The organism is Neisseria sp. P0008.S010 (assembly GCF_051962715.1).
In the GTDB taxonomy this organism is placed as follows: domain Bacteria; phylum Pseudomonadota; class Gammaproteobacteria; order Burkholderiales; family Neisseriaceae; genus Neisseria; species Neisseria elongata.
This window is the reverse complement of record NZ_JBQCVA010000024.1, coordinates 1-22,868: the sequence shown is the minus strand read 5'-3', so window position 1 is coordinate 22,868 and position 22,868 is coordinate 1. Positions and strand designations below refer to the sequence as shown.

Genomic DNA, 22,868 nt, shown 5'->3' with positions numbered 1-22,868 from the left:
CTATAGCAAGCCAAATTGGCTTTGGATAGCAGGCGGCAGACAGAAGTACGGCAACGCGGTAGCGGCAGTTAAGTTGCTTAGTCATAGCGTATCAATCCGCCATCTCTAGGCAACATAATCGAGGAAATCCAATGAACTGGTTTTTTATCTATGCCGGCGGCATCGTGCTGCTGTTGCTGGTGGAGCTGGGCTTGCGACTGCATGTGGACAAATATGCCGCGCCGCTTTTGGCTTGGTATCGGCAGGCTGCGCCGCAGGGCGGGCAGATAAAGGATGATTATTTCCTGCCTAATTCAATTATATGGCGGGGAGGGGATTATTGGCGTGCGCGGCCGGTGGAGCGGCTGGTATGGAAGCAGAGGGAGGTGGCGGAAAACCCGTATATCCGGCCATATGATTACGCCGTGTTGCGGCCGTATGTGTTGATGTTGTACGGCGTCATACTGCTGCAACGCGGTATGGTACTGGCCTTGCCCCTACTGCTTTGGTTTGCGGAGCTGGGCTGGTTGGCATTCTGAAAAAACGACCGTGCCGTTTTCAGGTAGCCTCAAACACAGCCAAACACAAAGCCCTGTCATTATCTGGCAGGGCTTTTTGATATAGTGGATTAAATTTAAACCAGTACGGCGTTGCCTCGCCTTGCCGTACTATCTGTACTGTCTGCGGCTTCGTCGCCTTGTCCTGATTTAAAGTTAATCCACTATATTTTTAAATGTCGCGTATGGCAGGAAAATTTCAGGCCATCACGCGGAAATACAATTTATTTTGGACCATTTGGCAATAAACACGGTTGCACACGCGCCAGAAAACAAGCTGTAAAATATTTGAAAAGCAAACAGTAGATTAAGCAATTGAAACTTTCAGACGGCCTCCACGATAGATGAGGCCGTCTGAAAAACGATTTGCACAAACCACGCATCCTATCTTGATAGCCCCTGCCCCTCCTTTCCAGCCAAACCCTTTCCCGTCATCAGGAGAACCGTCATGCCCCGCCCCGTCGTCCGCTTCACGCTCGGTGAAACCGCCGCCACTACGCCCTATCAAAGCAAAATCGGCGGCACGCCCTACCTGCCCAAAAATGCGGAATACCCGCACCACACCGAGAAAAAGCACCCGCTCACCTTAGCGGCGCAAATCAACTTTGCCGAGGTCCCGCACCTGCCCGGTTTCCCCGAACACGGCATCTTGCAAGTGTTCATCGACGGACTGAGCTACAGCATGGGCTGGGATTTCGAAAACCAGTCTGCACAAGCCGGCTGGCGCATTGTGTATTACCCCGAATTGCTTCCCGAGAGCGAACTGCAAACCGATTTTTCCGCTTATCAGGCCGCCGATTCCGACTGTCTGCCGTTTTCCGGTGAGTTTCCGCTGATTTTTCAAACGGCTAGCAAAGAAGAGGAAGACGCCGATTTCAAAACACTCGAAGGGCATAAAATCGGCGGTTGCCCCATTTTCATCCAGGGCGACCCGTTTTGGGAATATCACGAAGACACCGATTTCGACGACCCTGACTCCTATTCCGACTGGCAGAAATACACCCTGCTGCTGCAACTGGACAGCGACATCAACAAAAACGACCGCTATACGGGCAAACTGATGTGGGGAGATTCCGGCGTGGCCAACTTCTTCATCACGCCCGAAGATTTGGCCAAACGCGATTTCAGCCGCACGGCCTTTATGTTTGATTGCCATTAAAACATCGGGCCAACCACATTTTCAGACGGCCTCAGACACAAAGGCCGTCTGAAAAACAAACCTCCCGCCGTTATTATATGGAGACATTCATGCACACCCGAACCCTGCTGTATTGCGGCCTTGCCGCCGCGCTTTGTTGGACCGCCGGCGATATACTGCTGGTCGGATTCGTACAAGAACCACAGCGGTATCCCCTATTCTCGCATACGCTGGCCGCACACTTGGGCAGCCGGGCGGACATGGCTGTCCTGATGCTGTCCGGTTCGCCGCAACGGCTGTTTTGGGGTGTGATTCCCGCCACATTCAGCATCGTTTTCTATCTGGCTGCAGCCCTCGGCGTATACCACCTGATGCACTCGGGACGAGCCGCCAAAATTTGCTTTGCCCTGCTGGCTGCGGGCTACGCACTCTCGCCGCTCGGACATGCGGGTTTTTACTATCTGGGCATCAGCGCGCAAACCATACTTGCCGCCCCGCCTGAAGCACATCCGCTTCTGCTGGAGCAATTCCACCGTTTCTACACCATGCTGGATGTACATTGGACAACAGCGGTCGGCCTGCTGGCTTTCGGCTGGCTGCTTTTTCTGGTGCAAACCCTGCGCGGACAAACCCGCCTCCCCCGCGCCGCATGGTGCATCAACCCTTTGTTTACAGGCACCATCATCGCCCTATCATGTGCACTGTTTCCCCAATCAACGGTTGCAGCTGCCATCGGCGGTGCGACTTTCAATTTGGCACAATTACTCTTTTATGCCTATTCCGCATATAATCAAGGCAACAGGCAAACAAACTGAGGTTGTTAAAAAGGCCGTCTGAAACCCATTTTTCAGACGGCCTTTTCCATATCAATACAATCAATACACGTTAGCCGCGCCGCCAAGTCGTGCCGCCGGCGTTGTCTTCCAGAATGATTTTGTGTTCGTTCAGAAGGTCGCGGATGCGGTCAGACTCCGCCCAGTTTTTATCCGCGCGCGCCTGTTTGCGTCGGGCGATTAAGTCTTCGATTTCTTCGTTGGAGAGGCCGTCTGAAACCGCGCCGCCTTGCAGGAACTCAGTCGGATCGCGTTGCAGCAGGCCGATGATGCCGCCCAAGGCTTTCAGGCAGCCGGCGAGGTGTGCATCATTGGTTTTGTTCACTTCGCCTGCCAGTTCGAACAGTACGGCAACGGCTTCGACCGTACCAAAATCGTCGTTCATGGCGGCGTAGAAGCGGCGGGTGTAGTCGTTGGCATTTTCGGACAATTCGAACGCGGCGGCAGGGGTGTTTTTCAAGGTGGTGTACAGACGGGTCAGCGCGCCTTTGGCGTCGTCTAAATGCGCGTCGGAGTAGTTCAGCGGGCTGCGGTAGTGGGCGCGCAGGATGAAGAAGCGCACGACTTCGGGGTCGTATTGTTTCAACACTTCACGGATGGTGAAAAAGTTGCCCAGCGATTTGGACATTTTTTCGCCGTCCACGCGGATAAAGCCGTTGTGCAGCCAGTATTTGACGTGGCTGGCGATGCTTTGACCGTGGTGGGTTTGCGCGTGGTCGTGGCCGCAGGTGTGGCCTGTCGCGCCGACGCTTTGGGCGATTTCGTTTTCGTGGTGCGGGAATTGCAAATCCGCACCGCCGCCGTGAATATCGAAAGTATCGCCGAACAGATTTTCACTCATGGCGGAGCATTCGATGTGCCAACCCGGACGGCCGTTGCCCCAAGGGCTTTCCCATGCCGGCTCGCCTGCTTTGGCCGCTTTCCACAACACAAAATCAAGCGGATCGCGTTTGAAACCGTCCACTTCCACACGCTCGCCTGCGCGCAGGTCGTCCAACGATTTGCCCGACAATTGGCCGTAAGCGGCAAACTCGCGCACGGCGTAGTAAACGTCGCCGTTGGCGGCAGGATAAGCCTTACCGTTTTGAATCAGGGTCTCAATCATGGCAATCATTTGCGGGATATTTTCCGTCGCCTTCGGCTCGATGTCGGGACGCAACACGCCCAAAGCATCGGCATCTTCATGCATGGCCTGAATGAAACGCGCGGTCAGTTCGCCGATGGTTTCGCCGTTTTCAGCAGCGCGGGCAATGATTTTGTCGTCGATGTCGGTGATGTTGCGCACATAAGTGAGCGGATAGCCGCACTCGCGCAGCCAGCGCGCAATCATGTCAAACACCACCATCACGCGGGCATGGCCGAGATGGCAGTAGTCGTAAACCGTCATGCCGCAAACGTACATACGCACGTTTTTAGGGTCGATGGAGGTGAAGGGTTCTTTCTTGCGGGTAAGGGTGTTGTAGATGGTGGTCATGGTGTTTTGCTTAAAGTTTATGAATCAATGATTTTCTGAATTTTAATAAGAAGTTTGAGATCTTCTATACGTTGTGGCCGATTGGTTTTATGTAACATAGCATGGCAATTTGGACATACAGGGCGTAAATCTTTTTCAGGGTTTGTGTAACGTTCACCATTATTGGAAACAGGTGTCAAATGATGTACATGAATGAAATTTTTCCCTATTTCTCCATAGAAATCTTCAAAATTAAAGTTACATACAGAGCAGTTATAACCATATTTTTTTAAGCATGCTTCCCTTGCTTTAGGATCTCTTTCATATCGATTAACCATTACTTGTTGTACGCTGCCTTCTTGGTATTCTGATTGATGATTTACTTCATCAGGGAACCCAGTATAAGAGGAATTGATGTTCTCCAAGAGATCTATTTCCCAGAATGTTCTCTCTTTATCGTTAGGAGCAATATTGAGTTCTCTGCAAAGTTTTTGGTATTCATTTTCCGCATTTTCATTTTTATCGTGTTGCTTTTTCAATAAACTATTAATTTTGGGTGTGGTTTTAGAACCGTTTTTATTGGTGGCTTTTTGGTGTTTTTGAATGGTACAGTTTTTATATCCAACAAATCTACTAGGACAGAAAATGTATCTGCCTCCATAATCAGCGAAGACAAAAATCTTCCCTCTCTTTAGAGTGTCTTTATAATAATTACGATGGGAGTTATTTTTGCTGAATTGATAATTTGAAAACCGGATTAAATTAGCGAGAATTTCTTCTTTAGAAGAAACTAGCTCAAGTTCCATAATAACGCTTCCTTTTGTTGAAATCTAATAGGTGAAATTTCGGACATTCTGATTAATGTCAAAGGTCCGTCTGAAACCATCCTTCTTACTCTGGCTTAAACACGCCAGTATCTGTTTTAGGCTGCTGTTCGATAATTTCGACATTTGCGGCTGCCTGCTCCGCTTCTGCTTTCTCGGCTTCGATGCGTTTTTTCTCGGTCAGGTATTGGTTGATTTGGTGCACCAATTCCTGCGTACCTTGGTGGGTCAGAGCGCTGATTTGGAAGAGGCGCGGGGTTTCCATGTCGAATTGGAAGCAGTCGTCGGGTTTGGGGTAGGCCCAGCCGATGGCTTCGAGGAAGGCGGCGGTACGCGTTTGGGCTTCTTTTTCATCGAGCATGTCGAGTTTGTTCAGCACCAGCCAGCGTGGTTTGTCGTAGAGTTCTTCGTCGTATTTGCGTAATTCGTTGATGATGGCGAGTGCTTCTTCGGCGGGGTTGACGGTTTCATCGAAGGGGGCTAAATCGACGACGTGCAGCAACAGACCGGTACGTGATAAGTGTTTGAGGAAACGATGGCCGAGGCCTGCGCCTTCTGCCGCACCTTCAATCAGACCGGGGATGTCTGCCATGACGAAGCTGTGGTTTTCGTCGATGCGCACGACGCCTAAATTCGGGTGCAGGGTGGTGAAGGGATAGTTGGCGATTTTGGGGCGAGCGGCGGATACGGCGGTAATCAGGGTGGATTTACCGGCGTTGGGCATGCCTAACAAGCCGACATCGGCGAGGACTTTGAGTTCGAGTTGCAGGGAACGGGTTTCGCCTTCTTCGCCGGGCGTGGATTGTTTTGGGGCGCGGTTAACGGATGATTTGAAGTGGATGTTGCCCAAGCCGCCTTTGCCGCCTTTGGCAAGGCAGACGCGCTGGCCGTGGTGGGTGAGATCGGCGACGATTTCGTCGGTGTCGAGGTCGCGGATAAGGGTGCCGACGGGCATTTTGAGGACGATGTCGTCCGCCCCTGCGCCGTAGCGGTCGGAACCGTGACCTTTTTCGCCGTTTTTGGCCTGGTAGCGTTTGACGAAGCGGTATTCGACGAGGGTGTTGGTGTTTTCGTCGGCTTCTGCCCAGACGCTACCGCCTTTGCCGCCGTCGCCGCCGTCAGGACCGCCGCGCGGTACGAATTTTTCGCGGCGGAAACTGGTTGCGCCATTACCGCCTTTGCCTGCGGCAACTTCGATTTTTGCTTCGTCGATGAATTTCATGTTTGTTTTATCCGTATGTTTTCAGACGGCCTTTGGAGGCCGTCTGAAAAGGGTAAATGGTTAATCGGCGGTATTATAAGGGATATATGGAGGCCGTCTGAAAAAATCTTTTCCGACGGGCGGCTCTTCCAATCACGTCTGTTTGAACGGTACCGCAGATTTGCCCAAGCAGGAAACTGTATATGAGGCCGTCTGAAAACCACGTTTCCGTCAGGCGCACGGTCATGCCGACGTTTATTTGCTTTCAGACGGCCTATCCCTGTCTGCACCCTACTCTGCCTGTATGACCTGCAAGGTGTTGGTGCTGCCGCTTTCGCGCATACGGCGGCCGCTGGTGATGATGTATTGGTCGCCGCTTTTCAATACGCCGAGCCTGATCAATTCGTTTTCCACTTGCTCCAGGGCGGCATCGTGGTCGGTACTGGTTTCCAGGTGTAGCGGGCGCACGCCGCGATACATGGCCATGCGGCGTTGGGCGGAGGTGCTGGGTGTAAGGGCGTAAATCGGGATTTGGATGCCGTAGCGGCTGATTTGGAATGCGGTCGTACCGCTTTCGGTCAGGGCGACGATGGCTTTGGCGTCCACTTCACGGGCAACGTGGACGGCACCGCCCGCAATGGCGTGGTCGATGCGGCGGCTGTCGTCGAAATCATCTATGGTGCCAATCAAGGAATCCTGTTCTTTTTCGGCGGCGGCGCAGATGGCGGCCATTTGCTTTACGGTTTCAAAAGGATAGGCTCCGACGGCGGTTTCTGCCGAACACATGACGGCATCGGTGCCGTCGAGTACGGCGTTGGCCACATCGCTGACCTCGGCGCGTGTCGGCACGGGGTTGGTAATCATCGATTCCATCATTTGGGTGGCGGTGATGCTGAAACGGCGCAATTCGCGTGCGCGTTTGATCATGCGTTTTTGCAGTGCAGGAACGGCCGCATTGCCGACTTCCACCGCCAAATCGCCGCGCGCCACCATGATGCCGTCTGAAGCTTCAATGATGCTGTCGAGGTTGTGCACCGCTTCGATGCGTTCGATTTTGGCCACCAGTCCGGGACGCGGGCAGTCTTGGCATTCGGCCTGCAAAAGGTCGCGGGCGATTTTCATGTCTTCCGCATTTTTAACGAAGCTGACGGCCAGATAGTCGCAGCCGATGGCCACGGCGGTTTTGAGGTCGCGGAAATCTTTTTCGGTAAACGAACCGGCACTCAGGCCGCCGCCCTGTTTGTTGATGCCTTTGTTGCTTTTCAGGAAATGGTCGTTTTGTGCGACGGTGCGGATTTCGCTGCCGTTTACTTCGGTAACGGTCAGGGTAAGCAGGCCGTCGTCCAACAGCAGCACGTCGCCGGGTTTGACGTCATCCGGCAGCTCGCGGTAGTCGAGGCCGATGCGTTCGCGTCCGCCCTCTCCGCTCCACGCGGCATCCAGCAGCAGGGTTTCGCTCGCTTTGACGTTGATACCGCCGCCCGCAATTTTGCCGATGCGGATTTTCGGCCCCTGCAAATCGGCCATAATGGCAACTTCCTGACGCGCCTGCCGTGCCGCCTCACGCACGATTTCGGCATTGGCGCGGTGGAATTCGGCATCGCCGTGGCTGAAGTTGAAGCGGATGACATTTAACCCGCCGGCAAGGATCATGTCGCGCAAAAGTTCGATGTTATTGCTGCCCGGCCCCAGTGTGGCAATGATTTTGGTGTTATGGCGGATGCGTTCGGTATCACGAATATTCATTGGTTGTTCCTGAAAACGGTTCGATGTTTAACGGCAAATGGAATACGGCCCTGCCTTGTTTGGATGAAAAATCGATTTGTCTGTCTCGGGGGCTACTTTAAATCAATATGGCCCAGCTTGGTTTGCCATACGGCTTGTACCGTTTCGGCTATCGCTTTGCCGCCCTGCGCCGATTTGAATTTGATTGATTCAATTTTGATCCTGCATAGACGGTTTGAAGGCCGTCTGGAAATTTAAACTGCCCCAATCAAACTGAATATTCTATCCAGCCCGACAAAGAGCAGTTCAAACTTTCAGACGGCCTGTTCAAGCAAACCGTTTATTCCGCTGCAGGCGCTTCTGCTTCCGCTGCTTTTGCTTCGTGTTGCAGGCTGACCGCGCGGGCGGGAACGATGGTGGAAATAGCGTGTTTGTAGACCATTTGTGTAACTGATGTGTTACGCAACAGCACGACGTATTGGTCGAACGATTCGACCTGCCCCTGCAACTTGATGCCGTTTACAAGGTAGATGGAAACCGGCACATGTTCTTTACGAAGGGCATTCAAGAAAGGATCTTGCAGCATTTGTCCTTTTGCTGTCATATTAAAACTCCATTTTCAGATGGTTTTGGTTATTAGAAATAAGCAGTGGGCGATTGTAACGGTTATCAGCAGCCTTGACTACCTGTTGCAGGTAAAAAACAAGGTCAGACGTACTGCACTTCGACAATTTCGTATTCGCGGACGCCACCAGGCGCCTGAACTTCGGCGACATCCCCCTCTTCCTTGCCGATTAAGGCGCGGGCAATCGGGGAAACAACAGAAATCTTGCCTGCTTTAATGTCGGCCTCGTCCTCTCCGACGATTTGGTAACGCACATGGTCGCCGCTGTCGAGGTCTTCCAGCATCAGGGTCGCGCCGAACACCACCTTGCCTTCGGCATGGATTTCGGCAGGATTGATGATATGGGCGTGAGACAATTTATGCTCGATTTCTGCGATTCGGCCTTCGATGAATCCTTGTTTTTCTTTGGCTGCCTCGTATTCGGCATTTTCAGACAAGTCGCCATGTGAGCGGGCTTCCGCTATGGCTGCGATTACCTCGGGACGCGCCACGCTTTTAAGCTGTTGGAGTTCGTTTTTCAGCAGTTCGGCACCCCGAATTGTCAAAGGGATTTTTTTCATATCTTTCTATTCCTGGAAGCGATGGTTTCCCAACCTATATTCAAGCGGGAGGCACGGCCATCGGTGAAACAATAAAAAGGCAAGCCGCGCGGTCGGACGGCGGCTTGCAGGATTCATTTCAGGCGGCATTGTACCAAAAACAATATGTTCTGCAATGCCTGACGCAGACTGACGGAAAAGCGCAAACGGCATGCCAATCACAACACTCCCCGTTTCTCGTCAAACCGCATTGCCTGAGACCTTTACAATAACATAAGTTATTAAAATTTTATGCTCAACACCATTTTCAAAATGAGGAACCTCCCTGATTTCTTCCACTTTTTTCTCAGTATCAGAAAGGTTTTAGTCGATTGAAATTTTTTTAGCACATTTTTATGCGTCAAATTTCGTTAACAGACTATTTTTGCAAAGGTCTCTGCCTGCATCACCTTCCTTCAAATCAAATATAAAGAGCCAAGTTATTTCAAACTTGGCTCTTTATATTTGATTTGGTGGGTCGTGAGCGATTCGAACGCTCGACCAACGGATTAAAAGTCCGCTGCTCTACCGACTGAGCTAACGACCCGTAAAAGGTAAGCGCGCATAATAATGCGGTTTTAGAAATGCGTCAAGCTCTTTTTAAAGTCCGTCTGAAAAATATTTCCATCCCTTTATCTACCGGCTTCGGTTTTCTTCCCGTTGGCGGATGCGTGCCAACTCCTCCCGCACCTTGGCCACTTTTTCTTCCGTAAACATATTGGCGATGTTGCGCCAAATGCTGTGATAGCCGTAAGGCCCCTGCTGCATTTCCCGTTTGGCTTCTTCAATCGGCCAGTTTTGGTAAATGACGCGGTACATGCCCGAAATCAGGCCGGTGCGGTCCGCACCGTGGTAACAATGAATTAAAACAGGGCCTTGTTTTTGCCGTTGCTCAATCAGATACAGGGTTTCGGCGATGTGTTTCGGCTTGATGCGCCAAGTCAGCAGCGGTTTGTTAAACAGGGCGATGCCGCTTCCCGACAAGGCGGTTTCGTTATCGTCGCGGTCGAAAAAACGCAGGTTGATGACGCTTTTGATGCCCAAACTCTGCACTGCAGCCGCATCGGAACGGGTAAGCTGTTCGCTGCGGTAGAGTTTGTCGTCCAAACGGTAGAGATTGGCATCCTGTTTGACCGGCGTTGCCCACTTCATCGGCATGTCTGCCGCATTTTCGGCGCAAACATTGGCCGACAGTGCCGCAGCCAAAATTAAAACGGCGAATTGACGCATATTTTTTCCTTTTGTTGTAACGGCCGCTAGAGTATCATTTCACACTTTTTTCGGCTAGCAGGACGTCGTATTTGCGGCAACAGGCTTTAACAAGGAGTTCCCCATGGCACAGTTTTTCGCCATCCATCCCGACAATCCGCAGGAACGGTTAATCAAACAGGCGGCGGAAATCGTCCGCAACGGCGGCGTAATTGCCTATCCGACCGATTCCTGCTACGCGCTCGGCTGCCGTTTGGGCGATAAGGAAGCGATGGAGCGGATTTTGCGTATCCGCCAAATCGATTTGAAGCACCATCTGACGCTGATGTGCGCCGATTTGGGCGAACTGGGCACTTACGCCAAAGTGGACAACAGCCAGTTCCGCCAATTGAAAGCCGCCACCCCCGGCAGCTACACCTTTATCCTTCAGGCAACCAAAGAGGTGCCGAACCGCACGCTGCATCCGAAGCGTAAAACCATAGGCCTGCGCGTCCCCGACAATAAAATCGCCCTCGCGCTGCTGAACGAATTGGGCGAACCGTTGTTAAGCTGCACGCTGATGCTGCCGGAAGACGGCGAGCCGTTGTCCGACCCTTACGAAATCCGCGATCGTTTGGAGCATTCGGTGGACTTGGTGATAGACGGCGGCTGGTGCGGCATGGAACCGACCACGGTGGTAGACATGACCGACGGCACGGTATTGGTGCGCGAAGGCAGGGGCGACAAAGCCGTTTTCGGCCTTTGAGGCCGTCTGAAAGCACGAACGGCAAACAAAACTAATGAACAAAACAAACCAATCCGTCTTATTCGTCTGCTATTTGTTTTGGATAAACCTGCTGCCGATGCTGATTGCGTCCTTTTCCTTCACAAACAAGCAGGCCGGGAGCATCAGCCCGAACGCAGCCCTCTATCAACCGCCCGTTTTCGCCGCGGCCGCCTGCATCATACTGCTGCCGCTGTATTGGAGCTACCGCTCCGGCAGGCATACCCATACCTACTTCGCCAACCGCAACCTTATCCCCATGCGGAAGAAGATTGTTTGGTCGGCAACCTACCTCGGCCTTTTATTCTTAATCGGCACTTACGGTCATCCGATTTTGGAATGGATGTTCGGCATCCCGCCGCAGGAATTGGAAAACCAACAGGCGATTATCGAATGGGTGCGCAGCCTGCCCGCCATACTGGTTTTGGCCGATGTGGTATTGGTCGCGCCATTGGCGGAGGAGTGGTTGTTTCGCGGTATCCTGCTCAATATTTTCGGCGACACGTTGCAAACCTTCGCCGGACGCTTTACCGCCGTAGCCCTTTCCGCGCTGATTTTCGGTTTTATGCACTCGCTTTACGACTGGCCAGCATTGGCGATATACGGCGCAATGGGGGCGGTTTTATGCACCGCATACCTCCACCTGCGCGACATCCGTTGGAGCATCGCCGTCCATATGGCCAATAACGCGGTGGCGATTTCATCCATTTATTCCGGATTAAATTTGAATTAGGATAACGAAATATTTTCAGACGGCCCACAATGCCCTTCCAAACCGAAAGAACCTTACATGCAATTTGATTTAGCCACCTTCCTCCTGGCCGTCGCACCCCTGCTGCTGGCCATTACCCTTCACGAAGCCGCCCACGCCTACGCCGCCCGCTATTGGGGCGACAATACGGCGGAAAAACTGGGCAGGCTGACGCTCAACCCCTTGGCACATATCGACTTGATCGGCACCATCCTCGTCCCCGCGGCCCTGCTGCTGATGCAGTCCCCCTTCCTGTTCGGCTGGGCCAAACCCGTCCCCGTCATCAGCCGCAACCTCCGCAACACCAGAATCGCTTGGCGCACCATCGCCGTTGCCGGCCCCTTGGCCAACCTTGCCATGGCCTTCGGCTGGGCATTGCTGTTGGGCCTGTTCGGCCTCGTCGTCCCCGAATCCTTCCAAGAACCCCTCTACGGCATGACACAATACGGCATCTCCATCAACATCGTACTGTTCACCCTCAACATGCTGCCCATCCTTCCTTTGGACGGCGGCCGCTTTATCGACAGCTTCCTGCCTGCGAAATGGTCGGTGCAATACCAAAAAATCGAACCCTACGGTACCTGGATCATCTTCTTCCTGCTGATGACCAGGCTGCTGTATCCGATTATGGAACCCGTCATCTCCCTGCTGGAAAAAGCCGCCGCCGTCGTTTACATGACCGTCGGCAGCCTGGTAGCCATCATGCTCCACTGATGCCCCACCATACCAATCAGGCCGTCTGAAAACATACTCCGGCCGGAAAAACGTTTTCAGACGGCCTCACTTGACCTGCCGCTCTTTGTGGCATAATACCCCCTTATTTTCACATGATTTAACCGATAACCGACATGACCAAACCACGCAAAATCCTCGTTACCTCCGCGCTGCCCTATGCCAACGGCAGCATCCACCTCGGCCACATGGTCGAACACATCCAAACCGACGTTTGGGTGCGCTTTCAAAAACTGCGCGGCCACGAGTGCCACTACTGCTGCGCCGACGACACCCACGGCACGCCCGTGATGCTTGCCGCGCAAAAACAAGGCATCGCGCCCGAAGACATGATTGCCAAAGTGCGCGAAGAGCACCTCGCCGACTTCACCGGCTTTTTCATCGGCTACGACAATTATTACAGCACCCATTCCCCTGAAAACAAACAGTTTTCCCAAGACATTTACCGCGCGCTGAAAGCCAACGGCAAAATCGAAAGCCGCGTCATCGAGCAGCTTTTCGACCCCGAAAAACAAATGTTCCTGCCCGACCGCTTCGTCAAAGGCGAATGCCCGAAATGCCACGCCCAAGACCAATACGGCGACAACTGCGAAGTCTGCGGCACGACCTATTCCCCGACCGAACTGATCAACCCGTATTCCGCCGTTTCCGGTGCCAAACCCGAATTGCGCGAATCCGAACACTTCTTCTTCAAACTGGGCGAATGCGCCGACTTCCTCAAAGCATGGACTTCCGGCAACAACCCGCACGACGGCAAGCCCCATCTGCAACCCGAAGCCCTCAACAAAATGAAAGAATGGCTGGGCGAAGGCGAAGAAACCACCCTGTCCGACTGGGACATCTCCCGCGACGCGCCGTATTTCGGTTTTGAAATCCCCGACGCGCCGGGCAAATACTTCTACGTCTGGCTCGACGCGCCTGTCGGCTACATGGCGTCGTTTAAAAACCTGTGCGACCGTATCGGCATCGATTTTGACGAATACTTCAAAGCCGACAGCCAAACCGAGATGTACCATTTCATCGGCAAAGACATCCTCTATTTCCACGCCCTGTTCTGGCCCGCCATGCTGCATTTCTCCGGCCATCGCGCCCCGACCAGCGTGTACGCACACGGCTTTTTGACCGTCGACGGACAAAAAATGTCCAAATCGCGCGGCACGTTCATCACCGCCAAATCCTATCTGGAACAAGGCCTGAACCCCGAGTGGATGCGCTACTACATCGCCGCCAAACTCAACAGCAAAATCGAAGACATCGATTTGAACCTGCAAGACTTTATCAGCCGCGTCAACAGCGACCTCGTCGGCAAATACGTCAACATCGCCGCACGCGCATCAGGTTTCATCGCCAAACGCTTTGAAGGTCGTCTGAAAGATGTTTCAGGCAGCGCATTGCTGGCAAAACTCGCTGCCGAAAGCGACACCATCGCCGAGCAATACGAAAACCGCGAATACGCCCGCGCCCTGCGCGACATCATGGCATTGGCGGATGCGGTAAACGAATACGTCGATGCCAACAAACCGTGGGAACTCGCCAAACAGGAAGGTCAAGACGAACGCCTGCACGAAGTATGCAGCGAACTCATCAACGCCTTCACCATGCTGACCGCCTACCTCGCCCCCGTATTGCCGCAAACCGCCGCCAACGCCGCGCGTTTCCTCAATCTGGACGCGATTACTTGGGCGAACACGCGTGAAACCTTGGGCGGACACGCCATCAACAAATACGAACATTTAATGCAACGAGTGGAGCAAAAACAAGTGGACGATTTAATCGAAGCCAACAAACAAAGCATTCAGACGACCCCCGCGCCTGTTGAAGACAGCAAATACGAAAAAGTCGCCGAACAGGCGAGCTTCGACGACTTCATGAAAATCGACATGCGCGTCGCCAAAGTATTGAACTGCGAAGCCGTCGAAGGCAGCACCAAACTCCTGAAATTCGACCTCGATTTCGGTTTTGAAAAACGCATCATCTTCTCCGGCATCGCCGCGTCTTATCCCAACCCCGCCGAATTGAACGGCCGCATGGTCATCGCCGTCGCCAACTTCGCCCCGCGCAAAATGGCAAAATTCGGCGTATCCGAAGGCATGATCCTCTCCGCCGCCACCGCCGAGGGCAAACTGAGGCTCTTGGATGTGGATGCAGGCGCGCAGCCGGGCGACAAAGTGGGCTAAAACTGAAAAAAGCCGTCTGAAACATCTATAACCGATGTTCAGATGGCTTTTTTATACCTTATCAAACTATGGCATACCGGATAATTGCACCCTCATTCGTATTTTCAGACGGCCTTTAGCTGCCGCGAAAAAACCAAAGGCCGGCCCCATTCGGCCTTTCCGGCAAACCACCTGTATAATCCCGTCTTCATTTATCAAAAAACAATCAGGAAGCAAACCATGTCGTTACCCCCCTGCCCGCAATGCCAGTCGGAATACACCTACGAAGACGGCGGACAATATGTCTGCCCCGAATGCGCCCATGAATGGAACGAAACCGAAACACCGGCCGCCGATGAAGGCTTGAATGTCAAAGATGCCAACGGCGCGATTTTGCAAGACGGCGACACCGTGGTACTGATTAAAGACCTGAAAGTCAAAGGCAGTTCGATGGTCATCAAGCAAGGCACCAAAGTCAAAGGCATACGCCTGCAGGAGGGCGACCACAACATCGGCTGCAAAATCGACGGCAGCGCAATGAATCTGAAATCCGAATTCGTCAAAAAAGCCTAAAACCATTTTCAGACGGCCTGACGGCCGTCTGAAAACACATTTCGCCCATCCGACCTATGCAATGATATGACTATTTCGGCCTCTTCGTGCTGCTTTACCCCGGCATCATGGCTGCTTATTGGACCATCTCCGCACTGCTGTATTTCCTGATCTGGGAAAACCGCTATGCTGACGACACATGCACAAACACTCCGCCCGTCAGCGTCCTCATCCCCTGCTTCAACGAAGCCCGCAACCTGCAAACCTCCATCCCGCACCTGCTCAATCTTGACTATCCGGATTACGAACTGATTTTTATCGACGACGGCAGCACGGACGACACACTGCCGCTCATCCGCAGCTGGGCGCAACAGCACGACCGCATCCGCGTCCTTCATCAGGCCAACGGCGGCAAAGCTTCGGCACTCAACCACGGCCTGCGCCATGCCCAAGGAAAATATATCGTCTGCATTGACGGCGATTCCGTCCTTGACTACGGCGCATTGTCATACTTCGTACAAAGTATGGAAACAGACCCCAATCTCGGCGGGCTGACAGGCAATCCGCGCGTACGCAACCGCAGCACCCTGCTCGGCAAACTGCAAGTGGCCGAATTCAGCTCGATCATCGGCCTGATCAAACGCTCCCAAAGTATTTCGGGCATGTTGTTCACACTCTCCGGCGTCATCCTCTGCCTGCGCCGCGACATCCTGCTGGAGCTGGGCGGCTGGAGCGAAAATATGATTACCGAAGACATAGACATCACCTGGAAAGCGCAAACCGCAGGTTACAGCGTCGGCTACGAACCCCGCGCCCTTTGCTGGGTATTGATGCCCGAAACCCTGATCGGCCTCTACCGGCAACGGCTGCGATGGGCGCAGGGAGGTGCGGAAACCGTCCTCAAATATTTCCGTCAGATGCTCAGAATGCAAAACCTCCGCCTGTGGCCGTTGTATCTGGAATACCTCATTACCCTGTTTTGGGCCTTTGCCCTGCTGATTATGATACCCTTCGGACTGTGGCAGGGCATCAATGACGGCTCATTCAATCCGCTCACCGTAGAAGTGCCGACCGTCATCACTTTCTGCCTGTTCCTGCTGCAATTTTCCGTCAGCATGATAATCGACAGCCGCTACGAAACCGGGCTGTACCGCTACTTTTTCCACTGCATCTGGTACCCCTATGCCTTTTGGCTGCTGAACGGACTCACCCTGCTGCACGGTTTCCCCCGCGCCGTTTTCCGCGATAAAAACCGTGCAGCCACATGGATCAGCCCCGACAGGGGATTACAATAACAGGCCGTCTGAAAAATCAAACTGCCGAAACAGATTACCCGAGAACCAACCGCATGACCAGCCGCCGATCCCGCGATTTGGGGCAACTGATGATCATCACACGCCCCCGCTACCGTAACCGCCGCATCCTCATCCGCCATTTCATCCTAACCACGCTGACCTGGCTGATGTGGCTGGCCATAATTTATTTCATCTCCCGCAACCACCGCCAAATCTTCTCCCGCCCCATTCTCGACGGTCAAACCCTGCCCCAACTGGCTAAAACCGTCCTGCTCGTCATCCTGCTGCAATTTAACTTCCTACTGTCATGGTCGCTCATTACCGGCAGCGCGATGCGCAAACGCATGCGCCGCCAACGCAAAAACAACAAACAAAATACCGGCAAGGCCGTCTGAAAACACCTATTTTTCAACACCCAAAAGCCTAATTAACAAATAAACGGCATAAACAGGGGTAAATCATAAAAAAACTGCTTGAAATCAGGAATAATTTTTATTAGTATACCGCCCCTATGAAAAACGATCGCCTACTTACCTTTTCCATATTGGGATTTGTTACCCTGATGCACGTTGCATTATTTGCACTGCTGATGTTTTTAAATCCCCTTTCCTTACCACCGACAATCCAAGACATGGAATTTGTCGATTTGGGCGGGCTTGGCCTGCCCGGTGGCGGCGGAGGCGGCGAACCCGAAGCCGCTCCTGCGCCCGAGCTGAAACAGCAGCAGGCACAGCCCGAACCGCCCAAACCGGTCGAACCGCCCAAACCGGAAAAAATCAAGCCCAAACCCGTGGTTAAAAAAGCGGAAAAACCAAAAATCAAGCCTGTGGTTACCAAAACCGAAAAGGCCGACATCCGCATAGCCAAAGAAGAACCGAAACCCGAGCCAAAACCGGAACCCAAGCCCGAACCTAAGCCGGAACCCAAACCGCTTCCTCCGGCCCAAACCGCGCCGCCTCCTCCAAAACAGCCGGCATACACCGCCCCCGGGGGAACAGGTACTGGTGAAGGCAAGGGAACAGATCCCAAAGCACACGGCAAACCCGGCAGCACGGGCAGCGGCGGCGGATCAGGCGGCGGCAAAGGTTCGGGAGAAGGCACGGGTACAGGCCCGGGCAGCGGTTCCGGTAGCGGTGGCGGTAGCGGTCATGGAGACGGCGGCGGTGCAGGCAGCAGCGCAGGCAATGCCATCGTAAAAGCCGGCGGCAACCTCGGCGTACCGGCCTACCCGCCCCAATCTATCGACGACAGGGAAGAAGGCACGGTAGTCATGGATTTGCTTGTTGATCCAAACAATCAAGTAATCGAAGTCAAAGTAACCAAAAGCAGCGGCTATTCCCGCCTCGACAGGGCGGCACAGAAAGGTGCCCGCGCCGGTCATTACAATACAGGCGGCAAATGGGTGCGTTACAAAGGTGCAAGAATCACTTTCAAGCTTCCTTAAAAGTGCAACATACCGTTCAGGCCGTCTGAAACGGCCTAAAACAGAAATTTTTAATCAACCATAAACGAAAGAAAGCAGCAAACATGGATTTATTACACGTTTTCAAACAAGGCGACCCCGTCCTCATCGCCGCCTTCCTCATCCTCGTCATCATGAGCCTGGCCACTTGGACGGTGATGATCGTCCGCACCATCAAACTCCGCAGGGCCAAAAAAGCCAACGCCCGTGTCAAAGACCGGATTTGGGGCGCGAAATCTTGGGAAGATGCCATCCGCATTGCCCACGAAAACGAAGATGCACCAATGAGCAATATGTTATTGGACGCAGTCAAAGCAGACGAATTCTTCCATCGAAACCAAGATACCGATTTGGCTTCCGGCGTACCCTTCAGCCAATATCTGCTGCATCAGATCCATCACAACCAAGGACAGATTATGCGCGGCTTCGAAGGCGGCCTGACCGCACTGGCCTCCATCGGTTCCAGTGCGCCGTTTATCGGCCTGTTCGGCACGGTATGGGGCATCTATCACGCCTTAGTGAATATCGGACAAAGCGGCCAGGTCAGCATCGCCGCCGTTGCCAGCCCGATCGGCGAAGCACTGGTTGCCACGGCATTCGGCCTGTTCGCCGCCATCCCCGCCGTTTTGAGCTACAATTTCTTAGTGCGCGGCAATAAAACCCTGCAACAAGATTTGCATGCTTTCGGCCACGACCTGCACGTTCAAATATTAAACAAAAAAGACAAGGAGTAAACCATGTCCTTCTCCATGCACGACGGCGGCGAAGACTCGCCCGTAAGCGACATCAACGTAACCCCGCTGGTAGACGTGATGCTGGTTTTACTGATCGTATTCATGATTACCATGCCCGTACTGACCCACTCCATCCAAATCAGCCTGCCGACCGCCGCAGAAACCGTGAAGGGCGAAGAAGAGCAGAAACCGAAAGAACCGATGTGGCTGTCTGTGGACGACAAGGGGCAATACTTCATCGACCGGGGTGCGACCCCTACACCGAAAGAGCAGCTGGCGGCAGCATTTTCCGCCGCCGTCACCAAAAACCCGGATGTAATCTTGGCTGTGGATGCCTCCAAAGACGTTGATTACGGCACCGTCATTCAAGCCATCGACATTGCCAAGGAAGCCAAAATCAAAAAAATCGGCTTCAACACCGAAGTCAAAAATACCAACGGCGGACAATAAACCGCCTGCCCTCAGGCCGTCTGAAAAACATTTTTCAGACGGCCTCATTCATTTTCTGCCCATAATCCCTTAACCGTCTTCGTACAAAAGCGTAAAATCAGTCCGCAACCCCATCAACCACGCCACTGACGCCATGAAAAAACTGACCACCCAATCCCCCTCTTTCCAAGCCGAACTCAAAGCCCTGCTGGCCTTTGAGACCGCACAGAATCCCGAAATCGACCGCATCGTCGCCGACATCTGCGCAGATGTGCAAAAGCGCGGCGATGCGGCGCTCATCGAATACACCAACCGCTTCGACGGCACGTCCGCCCAAACCATAGCCGACCTCATCCTGACGCAAGACGATTTGCAGGCCGCATTTGAGCGTTTGCAGCCGGAAATTCAAACCGCCTTGAAAACCGCCGCCGCACGGGTCGAAAGCTATCACCAACGCCAAAAAATGGAATCGTGGACCTACGAAGACGAAGACGGCACGCTGTTGGGACAACAGATTACACCGCTTGACCGCGTCGGCATTTACGTCCCCGGCGGCAAAGCGGCGTATCCAAGTTCCGTCATCATGAACGCCATGCCCGCCCATGTCGCAGGTGTGAAAGAAATCATCATGGTCGTCCCCACGCCCAAAGGCGAACGCAACGACATCGTGCTTGCCGCCGCCTTCGTCGCGGGCGTTACCAAAGTCTTCACCGTCGGCGGCGCGCAGGCGGTTGCCGCCCTCGCCTACGGTACCGAGTCCGTACCGCAGGTCGATAAAATCACTGGCCCGGGCAACGCCTTCGTCGTCGCCGCCAAACGCCGCGTGTTCGGCGTGGTCGGCATCGACATGGTGGCAGGGCCGTCTGAAATCCTCGTCATCGCCGACGGTACCACGCCCGCCGATTGGGTGGCGATGGATTTGTTCAGCCAGGCCGAACACGACGAAATCGCCCAAGCCATCCTTATCGGAACGTCGCAGCCCTATCTCGACGAAGTCCAAGCCGCCATGAACCGCCTCATCGAAACCATGCCCCGCCGCGACATCATCGAAGCCTCGCTCGGCAACAGGGGCGCGATGATACTCGCCAAAGACTTGGACGAAGCCTGCGAAATCGCCAACTACATTTCCCCCGAACACTTGGAATTGTCGGTAGAAAACCCGCAGGAATGGGCGAAAAAAATCCGCCACGCCGGCGCGATTTTCATGGGACGCTACACCAGCGAAAGCCTCGGCGACTACTGCGCCGGCCCCAACCACGTCCTGCCCACCAGCCGCACCGCCCGCTTCTCCTCGCCGCTGGGTACTTACGACTTCCAAAAACGCTCCAGCCTGATCCAAGTCTCCGAACAAGGCGCGCAGAAACTGGGTAAAATCGCCAGCGTGTTGGCACACGGCGAAAGCCTGACCGCTCACGCGCGCTCAGCGGAATTCAGGTTGAAAGACTGATTCGGGCGAGCCGGCCATCCATCAAAAGCAAAGGTCGTCTGAAAACCTGTTGTTAGGGTTTTCAGACGACCTCTATTAAAAGAAACATCATGAAACAAGCCATTCAAGAAAAACTCACCCACATCGCCCATTCTGAGCCGCTGCATTTCCTGCTGGCGGTAGAGAGCGGCAGCCGCGCATGAGGCTTTGCCTCGCCCGACAGCGATTACGACGTGCGCACCATTTATATCCGTCCGCAGGAATATTATCTGCAAATCGACGAAGCGAAAGACACCTTTGAATTTATCGAAAACCAATGGTTTGACGTCGGCGGTTGGGACATCCGCAAAGCGTTGCGCCTGCTGCGGAAAAGCAATGCCACGCTGCTCGAATGGCTGCGTTCGCCGATGGTTTATACGCAGAACGATGATTTCACAGGCCGTCTGAACGCGCTTGCGCCGCAATACGTCCAAGCCGCCGCGCTGCTGCACCATTATCGCGGCATTGCAGGTAACGCTTTGAGAAACATGGATTTGGCGCAACCCGTCAAACTGAAAAAATGGTTTTACGTCCTGCGCCCGCTGCTCGCGGCACGGTGGGCAGTCAAACAAGGCGGCATCCCGCCGATGACGCTGGTCGAGCTGATGAGCGAATGGCAGACGGACTACGCCGCCCAAATCGCCGATTTGGTGGCCATCAAGGCGGAACAGGATGAAAGTTACCTGCATACGCTGTCGCCTGAATTGCAACGACTGACTATTGATTTATATAACGAAGTTTCCGAATTATCCGCCCCTGCCACCCAAGCCGCCGACAGCGGGCCGCTGAACGAATTGTTCCGCGAAACTTTGGCGGCGGTAAATGGATAAATTTATGCATAAAATCATAGGATATAGAGAATTACATACAGAAAATGGCGAGCCTGTTGAAATTACCATGTATCTTCCCTTTTTTTCTGACGAATACAAAGCATATATTTGCCAATATAAAATAAGCAAACATGATTATTGTGATGAGGGAAGGGCAATCGGTGAAGATATGTTGCAGGCTATTTATTTGGCTATGATTAAACTTGGCGTTATTCTGTCTCACACCGATTTCTGGAAAAAAGAAAATTTATCTTGGTACGGGGATAAAAATCTTGGATTTCCTTTGCTTGATAATTCCAACCAACATCAGCCGTAAATTGGATTCACAAATCCGACACACACCAAAGGCAGCCTGAACGTGCAGGCTGCTTTTCAATGCCCAACCACCTCACAAATCGAAGACTTGCATACACAAAACCTGCTTCTGCTCGAAGCCGTTTCCGGCAGCCGCGCCTACGGTTTGGCGACACCCGAATCCGATACCGACATCAAAGGCGTGTTTTACCTGCCCAAATCGATGTTTTACGGCATGGAATACATCCCGCAAATCAGCAACGAAACCAACGACATCGTGTATTACGAACTGGGGCGGTTTATCGAGCTTTTGCTGCAAAGCAACCCGAACACACTGGAGCTGCTCGCCTCGCCGCCCGACTGCGTGCGCTACCGCTCGCCGCTGATGGACGCGTTCAAAACCGAATGGTTTGTGTCCAAAGCCTGTCGCCAGAGTTTCGCCGGATACGCCTACGGGCAAATCAAAAAAGCACGCGGGCTGAACAAGAAAATCAGCAATCCGATGCCGTCTGAAAAGAAAAGCGTGCTCGATTTCTGCCACATCATAGAAGGCGCGCAAACCGTGCCGCTGCAACACTGGCTTTCGCAACGCGGAATGGAACAGCGGCGGGTCGGTTTGGTCAAAATCGCCCACGCCCGCGAACTCTACGCCCTGTTTTACGACCCCGACGGCACGCGCGGCTACCACGGCGTCGCGCTCAAACCCGAAGCCACCAACCTCTCCCTCAGCTCCGTTCCCGAAGGTGAAACCCCGCTTGCCTACCTTTCCTTCAACCAAGACGGATACAGCAGCTACTGCCGCGAATACGCCTCCTATCAGCAATGGCTGGCGGAACGCAACGAAACGCGCTACCAAGGCACGCAAGCACACGGACAGGGCTACGACGCCAAAAACATGATGCACACCTTCCGTCTGCTCGAAACCGCCCGCCACGGCGAAATCCGCCCGCGCCGCCCCAACCGCGACGAACTGCTCGCCATCAAACGCGGCGAATCTTCCTACGAAAACCTGCTGGGAAAAGCGGAACGGCTGATGGCAGAAGTGGAAACAGCGTTTGAAGCTTCCGACCTGCCCGAAACGGTAAATGCTGCTTCGGCTTTGGCGGCTTTGGTTTCAGTCAGGGAAAGCGTTTACGGATAGATGGCGAAAGGTCGTCAAAAATATTAGCTGCGTCTGCTTATATTTCACAGCAGAAAAACTTTGGTGCTGTACTAGATTAGCCCTAAATTCCACACCAAACCCGCAAGATTTTTAGCTGTTGGGACGGTGTGCCGAAGTTAAA

23 protein-coding genes, 1 tRNA gene and 2 pseudogenes are annotated in these 22,868 nt (G+C 53.4%); 17 read left to right on the top strand and 9 right to left on the bottom strand.

All coding sequences use genetic code 11. From position 1 onward, the window contains the following. Window positions 1–131 precede the first annotated feature (131 nt). Window positions 132–518 carry a hypothetical protein gene (locus tag ACTHSL_RS07530; protein WP_314379534.1) on the top strand — a complete coding sequence of 129 codons (387 nt, stop codon included), beginning with the start codon at window positions 132–134 and terminating at the stop codon, window positions 516–518. A 79-nt stretch (window positions 519–597) separates the two neighbouring features. Here ACTHSL_RS07530 and ACTHSL_RS07525 read toward each other — a convergent pair. Further along, a pseudogene (locus tag ACTHSL_RS07525) lies at window positions 598–708 on the bottom strand (IS5/IS1182 family transposase); the annotation flags it as partial. Window positions 709–984: 276 nt separating this feature from the next. Here ACTHSL_RS07525 and ACTHSL_RS07520 point away from each other — a divergent pair. Both ACTHSL_RS07520 and ACTHSL_RS07515 read left to right on the top strand, forming a co-directional pair. Continuing rightward, window positions 985–1,695: a YwqG family protein gene (locus ACTHSL_RS07520; RefSeq protein ID WP_440380937.1), complete on the top strand. Its 711-nt coding sequence runs from the start codon at window positions 985–987 to the stop codon at window positions 1,693–1,695. A gap of 89 nt (window positions 1,696–1,784) precedes the next feature. Beyond that, window positions 1,785–2,489, top strand: coding sequence for a DUF6796 family protein (locus ACTHSL_RS07515; RefSeq protein WP_440380936.1), 705 nt, complete (start codon window positions 1,785–1,787; stop codon window positions 2,487–2,489). A 70-nt stretch (window positions 2,490–2,559) separates the two neighbouring features. On the opposite strand, the gene cysS is transcribed toward ACTHSL_RS07515, so the two are convergent. The 8 genes from cysS to ACTHSL_RS07475 all read right to left on the bottom strand — a co-directional run bounded on the left by cysS (window position 2,560) and on the right by ACTHSL_RS07475 (window position 10,143). Further along, window positions 2,560–3,981: a cysteine--tRNA ligase gene (gene cysS / locus ACTHSL_RS07510; protein WP_440380935.1), complete on the bottom strand. Its 1,422-nt coding sequence runs from the start codon at window positions 3,979–3,981 to the stop codon at window positions 2,560–2,562. 17 nt (window positions 3,982–3,998) lie between these two features. Further along, window positions 3,999–4,766, bottom strand: a complete 768-nt coding sequence (locus tag ACTHSL_RS07505; RefSeq protein ID WP_053092228.1) for an HNH endonuclease — start codon at window positions 4,764–4,766, stop codon at window positions 3,999–4,001. A gap of 85 nt (window positions 4,767–4,851) precedes the next feature. Continuing rightward, a complete protein-coding gene (obgE, locus tag ACTHSL_RS07500; RefSeq protein ID WP_440380934.1) occupies window positions 4,852–6,006 on the bottom strand; it encodes a GTPase ObgE in 1,155 nt (384 codons plus the stop codon). A gap of 270 nt (window positions 6,007–6,276) precedes the next feature. Further along, on the bottom strand, window positions 6,277–7,731 hold the full coding sequence (pyk, locus tag ACTHSL_RS07495; protein WP_440380933.1) for a pyruvate kinase: 1,455 nt from the start codon (window positions 7,729–7,731) through the stop codon (window positions 6,277–6,279). A gap of 319 nt (window positions 7,732–8,050) precedes the next feature. Then, entirely contained in the window at window positions 8,051–8,314 is a 264-nt protein-coding gene (gene hfq / locus ACTHSL_RS07490; RefSeq protein WP_003774806.1) for an RNA chaperone Hfq, read from the bottom strand. Between the two features lie 104 nt (window positions 8,315–8,418). Beyond that, on the bottom strand, window positions 8,419–8,895 hold the full coding sequence (gene greA / locus ACTHSL_RS07485; RefSeq protein ID WP_003774804.1) for a transcription elongation factor GreA: 477 nt from the start codon (window positions 8,893–8,895) through the stop codon (window positions 8,419–8,421). 489 nt (window positions 8,896–9,384) lie between these two features. Then, window positions 9,385–9,460: transfer RNA gene (locus ACTHSL_RS07480), tRNA-Lys, on the bottom strand. Between the two features lie 89 nt (window positions 9,461–9,549). Further along, on the bottom strand, window positions 9,550–10,143 hold the full coding sequence (locus ACTHSL_RS07475; RefSeq protein WP_074897859.1) for a tyrosine-protein phosphatase: 594 nt from the start codon (window positions 10,141–10,143) through the stop codon (window positions 9,550–9,552). A gap of 103 nt (window positions 10,144–10,246) precedes the next feature. Here ACTHSL_RS07475 and ACTHSL_RS07470 point away from each other — a divergent pair, with 103 nt between their 5' ends. From ACTHSL_RS07470 to ACTHSL_RS07405, 14 genes and pseudogenes are all read left to right on the top strand, one after another. Beyond that, on the top strand, window positions 10,247–10,867 hold the full coding sequence (locus ACTHSL_RS07470) for an L-threonylcarbamoyladenylate synthase (RefSeq protein WP_003774799.1): 621 nt from the start codon (window positions 10,247–10,249) through the stop codon (window positions 10,865–10,867). A 34-nt stretch (window positions 10,868–10,901) separates the two neighbouring features. Next, the gene (locus ACTHSL_RS07465; protein WP_440380932.1) at window positions 10,902–11,618 is read left to right on the top strand and encodes a lysostaphin resistance A-like protein; all 717 of its coding nucleotides are present in this window, start codon (window positions 10,902–10,904) and stop codon (window positions 11,616–11,618) included. A 57-nt stretch (window positions 11,619–11,675) separates the two neighbouring features. After that, window positions 11,676–12,350, top strand: a complete 675-nt coding sequence (locus ACTHSL_RS07460; protein WP_070452617.1) for a site-2 protease family protein — start codon at window positions 11,676–11,678, stop codon at window positions 12,348–12,350. Window positions 12,351–12,484: 134 nt separating this feature from the next. Beyond that, window positions 12,485–14,545: a methionine--tRNA ligase gene (gene metG, locus ACTHSL_RS07455; RefSeq protein WP_440380931.1), complete on the top strand. Its 2,061-nt coding sequence runs from the start codon at window positions 12,485–12,487 to the stop codon at window positions 14,543–14,545. Between the two features lie 219 nt (window positions 14,546–14,764). Further along, complete coding sequence (locus tag ACTHSL_RS07450) at window positions 14,765–15,097, top strand: zinc ribbon domain-containing protein YjdM (RefSeq protein WP_440380930.1); 333 nt, start codon at window positions 14,765–14,767, stop codon at window positions 15,095–15,097. 86 nt (window positions 15,098–15,183) lie between these two features. Beyond that, window positions 15,184–16,371, top strand: coding sequence for a poly-beta-1,6-N-acetyl-D-glucosamine synthase (pgaC, locus tag ACTHSL_RS07445; protein WP_440380929.1), 1,188 nt, complete (start codon window positions 15,184–15,186; stop codon window positions 16,369–16,371). Continuing rightward, window positions 16,341–16,766 (top strand): hypothetical protein, encoded by a 426-nt coding sequence (locus tag ACTHSL_RS07440; protein WP_440380928.1) that lies wholly within the window; start codon window positions 16,341–16,343, stop codon window positions 16,764–16,766. Before pgaC ends, ACTHSL_RS07440 begins: the two co-directional genes overlap by 31 nt. A gap of 116 nt (window positions 16,767–16,882) precedes the next feature. Next, a complete protein-coding gene (locus ACTHSL_RS07435) occupies window positions 16,883–17,815 on the top strand; it encodes an energy transducer TonB (protein ID WP_440380927.1) in 933 nt (310 codons plus the stop codon). Window positions 17,816–17,898: 83 nt separating this feature from the next. After that, window positions 17,899–18,567: a MotA/TolQ/ExbB proton channel family protein gene (locus tag ACTHSL_RS07430; protein WP_440380926.1), complete on the top strand. Its 669-nt coding sequence runs from the start codon at window positions 17,899–17,901 to the stop codon at window positions 18,565–18,567. A 3-nt stretch (window positions 18,568–18,570) separates the two neighbouring features. Further along, complete coding sequence (locus ACTHSL_RS07425; RefSeq protein ID WP_440380925.1) at window positions 18,571–19,017, top strand: ExbD/TolR family protein; 447 nt, start codon at window positions 18,571–18,573, stop codon at window positions 19,015–19,017. Between the two features lie 133 nt (window positions 19,018–19,150). Further along, window positions 19,151–20,443, top strand: coding sequence for a histidinol dehydrogenase (hisD, locus tag ACTHSL_RS07420; RefSeq protein ID WP_440380924.1), 1,293 nt, complete (start codon window positions 19,151–19,153; stop codon window positions 20,441–20,443). Window positions 20,444–20,532: 89 nt separating this feature from the next. Then, window positions 20,533–21,291 (top strand): annotated as a pseudogene (locus tag ACTHSL_RS07415) (nucleotidyltransferase domain-containing protein). A 4-nt stretch (window positions 21,292–21,295) separates the two neighbouring features. After that, entirely contained in the window at window positions 21,296–21,607 is a 312-nt protein-coding gene (locus tag ACTHSL_RS07410; protein WP_440380923.1) for a DUF6968 family protein, read from the top strand. Between the two features lie 42 nt (window positions 21,608–21,649). Continuing rightward, entirely contained in the window at window positions 21,650–22,726 is a 1,077-nt protein-coding gene (locus ACTHSL_RS07405; protein WP_440380922.1) for a nucleotidyltransferase domain-containing protein, read from the top strand. The last annotated feature ends 142 nt before the right edge of the window (window positions 22,727–22,868 follow it).

What these genes read in the sequence shown, in the direction of transcription:
- ACTHSL_RS07530 (WP_314379534.1), top strand. Translation starts at nt 132, where the DNA reads ATGAACTGGTTTTTTATCTATGCCGGCGGCATCGTGCTGCTGTTGCTG.
- ACTHSL_RS07520 (WP_440380937.1), top strand. Translation starts at nt 985, where the DNA reads ATGCCCCGCCCCGTCGTCCGCTTCACGCTCGGTGAAACCGCCGCCACT.
- ACTHSL_RS07515 (WP_440380936.1), top strand. Translation starts at nt 1,785, where the DNA reads ATGCACACCCGAACCCTGCTGTATTGCGGCCTTGCCGCCGCGCTTTGT.
- cysS (WP_440380935.1), bottom strand. Translation starts at nt 3,981, where the DNA reads ATGACCACCATCTACAACACCCTTACCCGCAAGAAAGAACCCTTCACC.
- ACTHSL_RS07505 (WP_053092228.1), bottom strand. Translation starts at nt 4,766, where the DNA reads ATGGAACTTGAGCTAGTTTCTTCTAAAGAAGAAATTCTCGCTAATTTA.
- obgE (WP_440380934.1), bottom strand. Translation starts at nt 6,006, where the DNA reads ATGAAATTCATCGACGAAGCAAAAATCGAAGTTGCCGCAGGCAAAGGC.
- pyk (WP_440380933.1), bottom strand. Translation starts at nt 7,731, where the DNA reads ATGAATATTCGTGATACCGAACGCATCCGCCATAACACCAAAATCATT.
- hfq (WP_003774806.1), bottom strand. Translation starts at nt 8,314, where the DNA reads ATGACAGCAAAAGGACAAATGCTGCAAGATCCTTTCTTGAATGCCCTT.
- greA (WP_003774804.1), bottom strand. Translation starts at nt 8,895, where the DNA reads ATGAAAAAAATCCCTTTGACAATTCGGGGTGCCGAACTGCTGAAAAAC.
- ACTHSL_RS07475 (WP_074897859.1), bottom strand. Translation starts at nt 10,143, where the DNA reads ATGCGTCAATTCGCCGTTTTAATTTTGGCTGCGGCACTGTCGGCCAAT.
- ACTHSL_RS07470 (WP_003774799.1), top strand. Translation starts at nt 10,247, where the DNA reads ATGGCACAGTTTTTCGCCATCCATCCCGACAATCCGCAGGAACGGTTA.
- ACTHSL_RS07465 (WP_440380932.1), top strand. Translation starts at nt 10,902, where the DNA reads ATGAACAAAACAAACCAATCCGTCTTATTCGTCTGCTATTTGTTTTGG.
- ACTHSL_RS07460 (WP_070452617.1), top strand. Translation starts at nt 11,676, where the DNA reads ATGCAATTTGATTTAGCCACCTTCCTCCTGGCCGTCGCACCCCTGCTG.
- metG (WP_440380931.1), top strand. Translation starts at nt 12,485, where the DNA reads ATGACCAAACCACGCAAAATCCTCGTTACCTCCGCGCTGCCCTATGCC.
- ACTHSL_RS07450 (WP_440380930.1), top strand. Translation starts at nt 14,765, where the DNA reads ATGTCGTTACCCCCCTGCCCGCAATGCCAGTCGGAATACACCTACGAA.
- ACTHSL_RS07440 (WP_440380928.1), top strand. Translation starts at nt 16,341, where the DNA reads ATGGATCAGCCCCGACAGGGGATTACAATAACAGGCCGTCTGAAAAAT.
- ACTHSL_RS07435 (WP_440380927.1), top strand. Translation starts at nt 16,883, where the DNA reads ATGAAAAACGATCGCCTACTTACCTTTTCCATATTGGGATTTGTTACC.
- ACTHSL_RS07430 (WP_440380926.1), top strand. Translation starts at nt 17,899, where the DNA reads ATGGATTTATTACACGTTTTCAAACAAGGCGACCCCGTCCTCATCGCC.
- ACTHSL_RS07425 (WP_440380925.1), top strand. Translation starts at nt 18,571, where the DNA reads ATGTCCTTCTCCATGCACGACGGCGGCGAAGACTCGCCCGTAAGCGAC.
- hisD (WP_440380924.1), top strand. Translation starts at nt 19,151, where the DNA reads ATGAAAAAACTGACCACCCAATCCCCCTCTTTCCAAGCCGAACTCAAA.
- ACTHSL_RS07410 (WP_440380923.1), top strand. Translation starts at nt 21,296, where the DNA reads ATGCATAAAATCATAGGATATAGAGAATTACATACAGAAAATGGCGAG.